This is a genomic window from Pseudomonas sp. Rh2, from assembly GCF_040762985.1.
In the GTDB taxonomy this organism is placed as follows: Bacteria; Pseudomonadota; Gammaproteobacteria; order Pseudomonadales; family Pseudomonadaceae; genus Aquipseudomonas; species Aquipseudomonas taiwanensis.
The window spans coordinates 3,062,853-3,074,171 of record NZ_CP142890.1 but is presented as its reverse complement, the minus strand read 5'-3'; the positions used below and the strand labels follow the sequence as shown (position 1 = coordinate 3,074,171).

Annotated in this window: 9 protein-coding genes and 1 pseudogene; 3 read left to right on the top strand and 7 right to left on the bottom strand. The window is 63.3% G+C overall.

What is annotated here, in order from left to right; genetic code table 11:
* Window positions 1-51 precede the first annotated feature (51 nt).
* Window positions 52-1,038 (top strand): SCO family protein, encoded by a 987-nt coding sequence (locus VXM67_RS13795; protein ID WP_027906971.1) that lies wholly within the window; start codon window positions 52-54, stop codon window positions 1,036-1,038.
* Between the two features lie 81 nt (window positions 1,039-1,119).
* On the top strand, window positions 1,120-3,450 hold the full coding sequence (locus VXM67_RS13790; protein ID WP_287168236.1) for a bifunctional diguanylate cyclase/phosphodiesterase: 2,331 nt from the start codon (window positions 1,120-1,122) through the stop codon (window positions 3,448-3,450).
* A 107-nt stretch (window positions 3,451-3,557) separates the two neighbouring features.
* Here VXM67_RS13790 and VXM67_RS13785 read toward each other — a convergent pair whose 3' ends face one another.
* The gene (locus VXM67_RS13785) at window positions 3,558-4,610 is read right to left on the bottom strand and encodes an SMP-30/gluconolactonase/LRE family protein (RefSeq protein ID WP_238546558.1); all 1,053 of its coding nucleotides are present in this window, start codon (window positions 4,608-4,610) and stop codon (window positions 3,558-3,560) included.
* A gap of 39 nt (window positions 4,611-4,649) precedes the next feature.
* Window positions 4,650-5,282 (bottom strand): annotated as a pseudogene (locus tag VXM67_RS13780) (SDR family NAD(P)-dependent oxidoreductase); the annotation flags it as partial.
* Between the two features lie 175 nt (window positions 5,283-5,457).
* On the opposite strand from VXM67_RS13780, the gene VXM67_RS13775 reads away from it, so the two are divergent.
* Window positions 5,458-6,429 carry a LysR family transcriptional regulator gene (locus VXM67_RS13775; RefSeq protein ID WP_367237082.1) on the top strand — a complete coding sequence of 324 codons (972 nt, stop codon included), beginning with the start codon at window positions 5,458-5,460 and terminating at the stop codon, window positions 6,427-6,429.
* Here VXM67_RS13775 and asnB read toward each other — a convergent pair.
* From asnB to VXM67_RS13750, 5 genes are read right to left on the bottom strand one after another with little or no spacing between them, the layout of a single operon-like run.
* On the bottom strand, window positions 6,418-8,253 hold the full coding sequence (gene asnB, locus VXM67_RS13770) for an asparagine synthase (glutamine-hydrolyzing) (RefSeq protein ID WP_367237081.1): 1,836 nt from the start codon (window positions 8,251-8,253) through the stop codon (window positions 6,418-6,420). The two genes, VXM67_RS13775 and asnB, sit on opposite strands and share 12 nt — an antisense overlap.
* Window positions 8,254-8,264: 11 nt before the next feature.
* Window positions 8,265-9,650, bottom strand: coding sequence for an amidase (locus tag VXM67_RS13765; RefSeq protein WP_027906974.1), 1,386 nt, complete (start codon window positions 9,648-9,650; stop codon window positions 8,265-8,267).
* A complete protein-coding gene (locus tag VXM67_RS13760) occupies window positions 9,637-10,632 on the bottom strand; it encodes an AMP-binding protein (protein WP_023380526.1) in 996 nt (331 codons plus the stop codon). Before VXM67_RS13760 ends, VXM67_RS13765 begins: the two co-directional genes overlap by 14 nt.
* A complete protein-coding gene (locus tag VXM67_RS13755; RefSeq protein WP_023380525.1) occupies window positions 10,629-10,913 on the bottom strand; it encodes an acyl carrier protein in 285 nt (94 codons plus the stop codon). The genes VXM67_RS13760 and VXM67_RS13755 overlap by 4 nt, the downstream gene beginning before the upstream one ends.
* Window positions 10,910-11,317: a hypothetical protein gene (locus VXM67_RS13750; protein WP_023380523.1), complete on the bottom strand. Its 408-nt coding sequence runs from the start codon at window positions 11,315-11,317 to the stop codon at window positions 10,910-10,912. Before VXM67_RS13750 ends, VXM67_RS13755 begins: the two co-directional genes overlap by 4 nt.
* Window positions 11,318-11,319 lie beyond the last annotated feature (2 nt).

Below are 11,319 nucleotides of genomic sequence, written 5' to 3'. Positions count from 1 at the left end.
CGCAGGCAACGTCGCGAGGCACTTCCTTTCCCACTGAAGAAGGGCTGCATCATGACAAGCTCATGGCGTGTACTCCTCGCACTTTCGCTGTTCGCCGCCAGCGTTCATTTCTGGCCCGTGCAACCTACCCGCCAGGCTCAAGCCCAAACCACCACGCCATGGGGCGCCGACTACTTTCCCAATACCCTATTGGTGACCCAGGACGGCCAGGCCGTTCGCTTCTTCGACGACCTGATCAAGGACAAGGTGGTCGCCATCAATTTCATCTTCACCGGCTGCTCGGACTCCTGCCCCGTGGAAACCGCCAGGTTGCGCCAAGTACAGAAAATCCTTGGCGACCGGGTGGGTAAGGACATCTTCCTGTACTCCATCAGCATCGACCCTTACAACGACACCCCCGAGACGCTCAAGCGCTATGCCGAGAAGTTCGGTATCGGCCCCGGCTGGACCCTGCTAACCGGGCAACCCGAGGACATCGAAAGACTGCGCCGCAGCCTTGGCCTGTATATAGAAGGGCTGGAAAACGGTCGCTCCAAAGACCACAACCTGAGCCTGATCATTGGCAACCAGGCCACCGGCCGCTGGATGAAAGCCTCGCCCTTCGAAAGCCCCTACATCCTGGCCGACCGTCTGGGCAACAGCCTGCACAACTGGAAGCAGGCCAGCAGCATGCACAACGATTACGCCAATGCCCCGGCGGTTCGTCCGCCCAGCAGTGGTGAGCAGATATTCCGCACACGCTGCTCCTCCTGCCATTCGGTGGGCAATGCCGAACCCGGCGGCTTGCCCGGTATCGGGCCTGACCTGCTCGGCGTGACCCGCCAACGCGACCCGCGCTGGCTGGCCCGCTGGCTGAAAGAGCCCGACCGGATGCTCGCCGAAAAGGATCCTTTGGCCCTGCTCCTGTACGAGCAATACAACCGCCTGGCGATGCCCAACATGCGTCTTGGCGAGGCCGAGGTAGACGCGGTGCTGGCTTACCTGGAAGAAGAGACCGCGCGCGTTCAGTCGCCCCTCGCGGACAAGGGAAAGCCATAGAGGCCAATAGCCACTAGTCATGAGCTTGTCATCTGACTGTCGTATTTTTCCGAGCTTCACCCAGGGTCGGGACTACCAGCAGTGATACGCCGTTCTCTCTCGTCAGCAGGCCTGTTGCGCCTGCTGATCCTGATGCTCTGTGCCGCTACACTGGCGTTCCTCTGGGGGCTGCATGTCAGCCAGAAAGCAGCCTCGCGCCAGGATGCGCTGTCAGCCAAGGCCGCCGAGCACCTGAACCTGGCCAGCATCGTCAGCGAAAGCCTGCGCCAGTTGGTTGACCGTGCCCAAGCGGTCGGCAGGGTTACCCAGGACGACATCAAAGCGCTGCGTCAAGGGAGCTTCAGCCTGGCGCGAATCCTCGCCGAAGACCCGGTGTTCAAACGCATGAGCCTTTACGACCGGCGCGGTCAGCTGTTGTCCTCCAGCCAGCCCGACGAGCCCCCTCAGTTGCCCGAGGCCTGGCTGCAACAGCTCAAGGTCCATGTCGCCCAGTACGGATTCAAACCGTTTTTGCCGCGCATAACCCCAGGCAGCGACCCCAACGGCATGCCCAACTGGCGCTTGCCCTTCCTGCTACCGCTGACCGACCTGCCCGGGCGCGAGATCGACAGCATCCTGGTGATTCACCTGGATATCGGCTACCTGGCGGTATTGTTCCAGCACATCGATTTGGGCAGCACCGGCCTGCTGCGCTTGCTCCAGGACGACGGACAAGAACGGTTGCGCATCGACACCAGCGGGTTGGTGATGGCCAACGATACACTGATGCCAGGCTTGCCGAAGACTGCCCAAGAGTCTGGCCAGTTGACTCAGTATGCCTTCGGCCACCCCTACCAGAGCCTGTACCGACGCGTCGCCGAGCGGGGTTTCAGCGTAGTGGTCACCCAGCGCGAGGATGAAATTCTCACGCCCTCGGCACAGGCTTATACGCGCCAGTTCTGGCTGAATATGAGTATGACCCTGATGATCCTCGCCGGCCTTGCCTGGAGCTTGCGCCTGCTGCGCAAGCGCCAAGAGGCATTCACCGCTCTGGAGCATGCCCAACAGGTCAACCAGCAACTGATCGGCCGCCTTGAAGAGGAACACCGCCGCAGCAGCCATGCAGCGGCCACCGACCACCTCAGCGGCCTGCACAACCGCCGCCAGTTCGTCGAAGTGGCGAGCCAGGCCCTGACTCGCCAGCGCGGCAAGCGACGGCTGATGGCGATCCTGTTCATCGACATGGACCGCTTCAAGTCGATCAACGATTCGCTCGGGCACAAGATCGGCGACCTCTTGTTGCAGGCCGTGGCTGGGCGCATCCAGCGCCTGCTGGAGCCCGGGGATGAAGCCTCGCGATTCGGCGGCGACGAGTTCGTGGTGTTACTGGCCGGTGAACGCAGTGAAGAGCAGATCGACGCCTGGGTGCGCAGCCTGGTGCAGAAACTGTCGGCCACGTATGCCCTGGACGGCCAGGAGGTCAACACCAGCCCCAGTGTCGGGGTCAGCATCTGCCCGCGCGATGGCCAGGACATCGACAGCCTGATCCGCAGCGCCGACGCGGCGATGTATTCGGCCAAGCAGGCCGGACGCGCCCAGTACCGATTCTTCGACCCTTCGCTGAACCTCTCGGATATCCAGGCCTTCACCCTGGAGCAGGCGTTCGGCACAGCATTGGCCGGGCGCCAGTTCGTGCTGCACTACCAACCTCAAATTCGTCTCGATACACACCAGGTGCAGGGGTACGAAGCACTGGTACGTTGGGAGCACCCGGAATTCGGCCTGCTCTACCCGGACCGGTTCATCGGCGTGGCGGAGCGCAGCGGGTTCATCGTCGAACTGGGTTGGGAAGTGATTCGCCTGGCCTGCGAAGCATTGGCGCAATGGATGGTCCAGGGTCGCGATACGCGGCTTGCGGTGAACGTATCGGCGCTGCAATTGCGCCAGCCCGATTTCAGCTCACGCCTGCTGTCCAAGCTGCAGCGCTACGGCATTGCCCCGCAGCGGCTGGAACTGGAAATCACGGAAACCACCGTGCTTGATTCCGAAGGCACGGCAGTCGACCACCTGCACCGACTGCGCCGGGCGGGCCTGGGCATCAGCCTGGATGATTTCGGACGGGGTTATGCGGGCTTCGCCCACCTGCAGTCACTGCCCTTGAGCAAGCTCAAGATCGACCGCTCGTTGATCGCTCCATTGTCCAACAGCCACGATGACAGCCCGATCGTTTCCTCCACCATCATCCTCGCCAAGCGCCTGGGGCTCGAGGTGGTGGCCGAGGGCGTCGAGACCCGCGAACAGGTGGTGTGCCTTAAGCTTGCTGGCTGCGACATCGCCCAGGGCTACCACTTCAGTCGACCGTTGTCGCCGACGCAGTTGCGCGTATACCCGCCGTTCAATGGCCGGGAGGAAAAGACGCTGCAGTACCTGTAAGCAAGCTTGGGCTGGCCTCATCGCTGGCAAGCCAGCACCTACAAGTACCGCGCACGAGCGCCCTTGTGCCGCGAAAGGGCCACCTACGCTGCACGAATTCGGCCACCTCATTCCGTGAACGTGAAACGACGGATGCCCCCGACTTCCGGTCGGATTGCATAAAGGTCACCGGCATCGGGGTAATGCCGCAGCTCGGCCGGGGTCATGCCGAACCGTGCGGTGGTGATGTACAGGGTGTCCAGGTCTTCCCCGCCGAAGCAGCAACTGGTCGGACGCGGCACCGGCATGCTGACCTGATCGGTCAGGTAACCGTCGCGGTCATAGTGCAGCAGGCAACTGCCATTGAACTGGCACACCCACAAGCCGCCTTCACGGTCCAGCGCGATGCCATCCGGACGCCCCAGCTCGGCAGGCGTTTCGGCGAACAACGTGTACTGACCAAGGCGGCCCTCGCGCATGTACTCGGCACGGTAAATGGCCCGGGCAGCCGAGTCCACGAAATACACCGTGCGGCCATCTTCCGACCAGGCCAGGCCGTTGGGCAGCGCCAAGCCATCGAGCAGGATCTGCGCGCTGAGCTGTTGGTCGAAACGGTACAGCACGCCGGTCTTGCCGCTCGGGCCTTCATCCATCAATCCGGTGACGAAACGCCCCTGCGGGTCGCAGGCACCATCGTTGAAACGGTAGCTTGGACGATGATGCACGGGGCTGGAATACCGCCGCACCTTGCGCTCGGCCACATCCAGGATGGCCACGCTGGCATCCTCGGTGAAGATCAGGTTGTCCTGGTCGGTCAACGACAGCGCGCCGATGCGTGCCGCCGATTCGTAGAGCCGTTCCACTTCGCCGTCACGGGTCAGCCGGTTGATGCAGCCGTCGGAAATGTCGACATAGTACAAGGCACCGCTTTGCGCATCCCAGACCGGGCTTTCGCCGAGGTCTGCACGGGTATTGGCGACCTTGACCGGCAGGTAGTGGCACTCCTTGATGCGACTCCAGCGCTCGGCCACTTCCGCCAGGCTGGCAGCCTCGACCCGCGCCAGGTCCCTGGGGTAGCTGACACCGCTGTTCTCGCTGAATCGCGTTGCGGTGAACTGGCCGTTGCTGGCCCTGAGGATGTAGCCGGTATCGCGGCACAGATCACTGGCCAGGTAGAGCACGCCTGGGGTAACCCATTCGGGCTTGAGTTCTTCCGGTGGCTGCGTTACGCCCCACATGCGGGTCTTGGCCACCGGAGACACCGCGTTGACCAGAATACCGTGCTCCAGGCCTTCCATGCTCAAGGCGTTCATGATGCCAATCTGGGCCATCTTGCCCGCCGAGTACGCCACCAAGCCCGGCTGGGCATAGCGTTGGTACATGGCGCGGTCCGAGGTGGTCAGCACCACCCGCGGTGCGTGGGAGCGCTTGAGGTACTTCCAGGCATGCTTGGCCAGCCAGACGGGCGCATGCACGCTGATGCCCAGCGCACGTTGCAGAAACGCTTCTTCCTGAACTTCTATACCCTGGTAGTCAACCCAGCCAGCATTGTGGATGAGGATGTCCAGCCCGCCGAAATGCTCGATGGCCAGTTCCACCAATTGCTGACATTCAGATTCGCTTTCCAGGTGCCCGACATGGGCGACGGCCTGGTGTCCTGCCGCTTGCAGGGCTTCGAGCGCCCGCTTGACGGCTGTCAGGTCTTGTCCGCAACCTGAACGGTCGGTGCCAAGGTCGCTGATCACCACCCGTGCGCCGCACTCGGCCAGGGCCTTGGCATAGGCCAGGCCCAACCCCTGGGCTGCGCCGGTGATGATGGCGACTTTATTCTTGAATGGGTCTGTGAACGGCATAATCGCGCCCTTTCGATGCTCCTTTTTACGATAACAATAAAAAAATCAATGACTTAATATTAAAAGCATGCAACTTTGATATCTGCGAGATATCACGCCGAGCTATGATTGCCGCCTCGCAGGGTTGGGGGTGCAGCCCCGCTGGCACCAGTTCGGCTCGATGAAGGAACGGAGAATGATCGAGACACGTTTGCTCAGGCAGTTCATTGCCGTGGCTGAGGAGTTGCACTTTCACAAAGCAGCCATCCGCCTGCACATGGCGCAACCACCCCTGAGCCAGGCGATCAACAGACTTGAGGAAAAACTGGGCTTCAGCCTGTTCCTGCGCAACAAGCGCGGGGTCAAGCTCACCGCAGCGGGCATGGCATTCCTGGAAACGGCCTACCGCACGCTCAAGGAACTGGAACAAGGCATCGAGTACGCCCGTAATGTCTCCGAAGGCATCTGCGGCAAGCTGACCATCACCGCCATTTCCATCGCCTACTACGAGTCCTTGCTCAGTACGCTGCGACGATTCCGCGAAACGTACCCCAACGTGCGCCTGACCATTCGCGAGATGCCTTCGGCCTCCCAGGCCAAGGCACTGATGGCTGGCGAAGCCGACATCGGCTTCATGCGCAAGCTCCCCATGCCGCCCGACACCATCGAGTCACGCCTGCTGCTGAACGAGCAGATCGTGATGGCCTTGCCGGCCAGTCACCCACGGGTGACGCAGCCGGTGGTCGACCTGCGCGACTTCGCCGAAGACGACTTCGTGTTCACCCCACAGGCCCTGGGCAGCGGCTATCACAGTCAGTTGATCGCCCTGTGCGAATCGGCGGGTTTCTATCCGAAAATCGTCCAGGAAGCTGCGCAGATCCATACCCTGATCGGCCTGGTAGCCTGTGGTTTCGGTGTAGCCCTGGTACCCGAATCCATTGCCTATTCGACCTTGCGCGACCGCGTGCACTTCCGGCCGATCCGCCCGATCAAGGACCAGCCCGTTCCGACCATGGGCCTGTACATGAACTGGAACATCCAGAACGCCTCCCCCGCCTTGGGCAGTTTTATTTCCATGCTCAATGTCGGCGCGCCACGGCGCTTCAGCGACACCATCCAGAACCCGATCATCCTGGATGGCATCGACCAGCGCGAACTACACCGTTAACCCGTACTCACGCAACCAGGTGTCCAGTGCCAACGCCGTTTCCAGGTTGTTGCGTCGCAGCTGCGAGTTGAAATAGCCCTGAGGCTGCTGCAGCTCGCAAGCCAGGCGACGGTGGTCGATGATCTGGAAAACCGGGCTGGCGACGTCGCTCAGCAGTTGCCGTGAGCGCTCCCGCAGGAAGCGCTCGTAGGCCAGGTTCGCCGAGGTCGGGTACGGGCTCTTGCGTCGGGCCAGCACCGATGGCGGCAACAGATCGGCACCGGCCTGCTTGAGCAGCCACTTCTCTTCACCGCCATGGCCCTTGATCGACCAGGGTACGTTGTACACGTATTCCACCAGGGCATGGTCGGCGAACGGCACACGCACTTCCAGGCTTGCCGCCATGCTCAGGCGGTCCTTGCGGTCGAGCAGAGTCGGCAGCCAGTGGTGCAGGTGCAGGTGGCAGATCTCGCGCATGCGCCGCTCGTGCGGCGTATCCGCTGTCAGGTGCTCGACCGCCTCCAGCGCCTGGCGGTATACGTTGTCCTGATGTTCAGCGAAGTTGCACAAGCGGTCGAACTCCGGATTGATCAGCTCCGCTTGCAGCAACTGCATGCGTGACAGCCACGGCAAGCGCGGCGCGGCAATGGCCTGGGGGTCTCGGAACCAGGCGTAACCACCGAATACTTCGTCCGCGGCTTCACCGGAAATGGCCACTGTGGAGTGCTCACGAATCGCCTTGAACAGCAGGTACAGCGAGGTGTCGACGTCGCCGAACGTGGCGGCCGAATCGTTGGCGCGGTACACCGCCAGACGTGCTTGCTCGGCGACCAGTTGGCGGTTGTCGATCAGGATGGTCTGGTGCCGGCTGCCGATGTGCTCAGCGGCAGCCAACGCGTAGGGCTGGTCGCGCTCGGGACGAAACGCATCGGCCTGGAACTGTTCGGCCTGGCCGACGAAATCCACCGAGAACGAATTGACCTTGCCGCCCTGCTCTGCCCAAAGGCGCTGCTGAGCCAGGGCGGTGAGCAGCGTGGAATCCAGCCCACCGGACAGCAGGGAGCACACCGGGACGTCCGCGTGCAATTGTTCGCCCAAGGCGTTTGCCAGCAGCTCGCGGGTGCGTTCGACGGTGGTCGACACGTCGTCCTGGTGCTCGCGTCGCTGCAATTGCCAATAGCGGCAGACCTTCATCTGCCCGTTGGGCCGCCAGGACAACCGGTGCCCCGGCGGCAGTTCGACGATACCGCGCAAGGCCGTGCGGGGCGTGCCACGGGCCAGGCTTAGGGCGTCCACCAGGCCGACCACATCCAGCGCGCGTTCGAATGCCGGGTGGGCAAGGATCGCCTTGCTCTCGGAGCCGAACAGCAGGCCTTGCTGGTGGTGCGCGTAGTACAGCGGCTTGACACCCAGCCGGTCACGTACCAGCAGGCAGTGGCCGTCGCGCTCGTCGAACAGGGCGAAAGCGAACATCCCGCTGAAGTACTCGCAGCAGCGCTCGCCCCACTCCAGGTACGCGTGTAGCACCACTTCGGTGTCGCTGCGTGTGACGAAGACATGACCCGCCCTGCGCAGACGGTCCCGCAGCGCGTCATGGTTATAGACCTCGCCGGTGTATACCAACGCCACCTCCTGGCCGTTGGCGAAGCGGTAGGTCATCGGTTGCACACCGCCGCTCAGGTCGATGATCGCCAGCCGACGATGGCCCAGCAGCGCATGGCGGTGTTGCCAGTGGCCACTGGCGTCCGGCCCCCGCAACGCCAGGGTTTCAGTCATGGCGCCAAGGACGCAGGTTTGATGTGTCAGGTCGCGGGTGTAGTCCACCCAGCCTGTGATTCCACACATAGGCGAACTCCTTACACCACGGGACGACGGGTAGGTAGTGCGCCCACCAGCGCTTGCAGGCGCTTGGCGATATCCACCAACTGCCGCTCGCTATCGCGCCGGCCCATGATCTGCACGGCCAGCGGCGCCTTGCCGTCGGCGCTGACGCAGATCGGCACAGTGATCGCGGGAAGCCCACTGAAGCTGGCCAGCGGGGTGAAACCGATTTTCTGTGCGTAACCCTCATCGGCCGGCGATGGAATGGTCGAGTCGCCCGGCTGAGGGTTACGGCGGTCGAAGGGCCGGTTCGGATCCATGGGAAAGATCACGAAGTCCACCTTGGCGTTGTCGAACCAGGGGCCAATACCAGCGCGCACCTGGTCCATGTGCTGGTGAATCCGCTGGTAGTCGCTGTCACTGACCCCAGCCCCGACCGCCAGGGCGCTGTTGGTCGACCAGTGCAGTTCGCAATCGAATTGGCGTGCCCAGGCCGCCGAGGCCAACCAGGCGTCACGCGCGCACAACTGCCAGGCATCACCCCGTCGGGCCCACAGTTCAGGCATGGACACCTCGCAAGGTGGCATGCCCAGGTCGGCCAATGCGCTGCACGCCTTGGCCAGCATCTCGAGCATCGCCGTGCTGGTCAGCGCCGGGTCCAGGGCGTGCTCCAGCACACCGATGCGGTAGCGGGGCTTGACGGGCAGTTGCTCGCCCAGCAGAGGCTCCAGGCCCAGCAACGGGAACAGCAGGTCCAGGTCATCGGCGCTGCGGGTGACCCATCCCAGGGCATCCATGCGCGGCGACAACGGGAACACCCCGCCAAGGCTTTCGGCCTTCTGCGTCATGCGTAAGCCGATCATGCCGCAATGGGACGCGGGCCAGCGCACCGAACCAAGCACATCGGTGCCCAGCGAGATGTCGCACAATCGAGCAGCGACCGAGACCGCGGAACCGGTGCTCGATCCGGACGGATCGATCGTCGGGAAATGCGGATTGCGACAACCCGCGCCGAAGCCGATGTTGAGCTCGGTGGTGGCGACCTTGCTGGTCAGTGCGATGCGGGGGTCGAGGGACACCAGGGCCTGAGCGGTGCGCTTGGGGTAGTGCCGGTAGCTGCGCAGGCCAAGGCGGGTCGGCAGCCCGGCGACGTCCACGGTGTCCTTCACACCCAGGCGGAACCACGGAGCAATGACCGCTCGCGTGCTGGTCAGGCAGCGGTAATCGCTGTCGGCATGTGTACACCACTGTTCATATTGCGCAGCCCAATCGGCGGCCAGCGCCGGGTTGCGCTCCAGCAGTTCGAGCCGCTTGCGCAGGCTCAGCGCCAGGTACTCCGGCTGCTCGCGGCCGATGGCGGCATCGGCGCCGCAGTGATTGAAGTAATGGGCGATGGTGTCTTGGGTATTAGCGTGGGTCATGCTTGCATTCCTTGACAGAAGATGAGGCGGCCCATACCTGGGGCTTGCCGGTGGCGGACAGGGGGAGATCGACGACACGACGTACGGCGGCCGGTCGCGGGTGGCCGGGGGCCAGGTGATCGAAGGCGTTCAGCACCGCCTGCTCGGTGAGCGTGCCGGAGCTGTACAGCACCTCGAAGGTTTCGGCGCGCAGTGCATCGCGCCGCGGTACGCAGGCCAAGGCCGGGCACTCCAGGCGCTGGCTGAGGTCGCTGGCCAGGCTGGCCAGGTCCAGACGCAGACCGTTGACCTTGATCAGGCTGCTGGCGCGACCGACCCACAGCAGCCGCCGGGCATCCAGTGGCTGGACCAGGTCATCGCAACGATGTCGGGCGGCGGCTGCATCGGCGCCGTGCGCTCGCGCGATGCGCGAGCTGCCGACCTCCAATGGGCCGACCTCGCCTATCTGGCTGAACAATGTGACATCGTCCAACAGCGTCCACGGTTGCGCTGGCGTGCTAGTACCCTGCAACTCGCGGTAGGCCATGGCACCGGTTTCGGTAGAGCCCAACAACTCGACGAAGCCGACCTGCGGCCCCGCAAAGCGATGCACCGTGGCCAGCGCGCCTGGAGGCAGTACAGAAGCGCTGTGCACCACCAGCACCTGGCGTCGGTCGGCCAGTTGCTTGAGCAACATCGGCAACACCCGCCAAGTGCTGGCAATGGCGAGGATCACGCACGCGCCTTCACCCTCGAGCGTCGGCAACTGCTGGCGCTCGAGCGAGCAGACTTGCAAGCGTGCGTTCATCACCTGGGCGCCAACCTGGCCGAGGATCATGCCGTAGCTGTGGCGGGTCGGCGCGAAGGAGATGATCTCGCCAACGGCTGGCGACCACTTGCCGTAGATCAGCGCCGCTTCACTGACCATCTGCGCCTGGCTACGTAGCCACTGACGGGGGGCGGCGGTTGTGCCGGAGGTCGTGAACAGGTGGTCGGCGCTCATTGGACGGCCTGCAAGGTCAACTGGTCTTCGAGTTTCTGGCCGATGAACTGGTCCATCTTTTCCAGGGTTTCGAACCAGAAGCGAATATCGTCGCTGAGGTAATCCACTTCGAAGCCAAAGGTAGCCTCGATGACGGTAACGACCTCGACCGCCATCAGGCTGTCGAAACGCTCGCCGAGAAACTCGCGGAAGCTATCGCGCATACCGATCAGTTCGACTTCCGGGCCGAGCAATTGCGCAAGGGCCTGGCGAATGCGGTGTTCATGGGTGTGGTGTGTCACGAGACTGTGCTTCCTTGTCGGTGGTCGGCATTGATCAGTTCCGGGCCAGCGCTGTAGTACACCTGCGCGGGCTCGATCAGGTTGATGTGGATGTAGATGAAGGCGCTCGGGTACACACTGCGCAGACAGCTGTGCAGCCCCTGAGCCAACCGCTGTTGTTGCTGCAGGTCGCGCTCGACCGACAGCGTGATACGCAGGTGAAACTGCAAAGGCGCCCCGTGCTGATCGGCACTGGGCAACGGCATGCCCGCACTGAAGGCATGGCCCGGGGGCAACGTTTCGAACAACACCAGGCAATGCGCCGGGTCAGCCCCGAGCTGCTTGAGCTGCCGGGTACACGCCAGGGCCACACGCTTGCGTTCCACAGGTTGCAGCGCAGCGCTCGATACGGTGATGGTTGGCATCG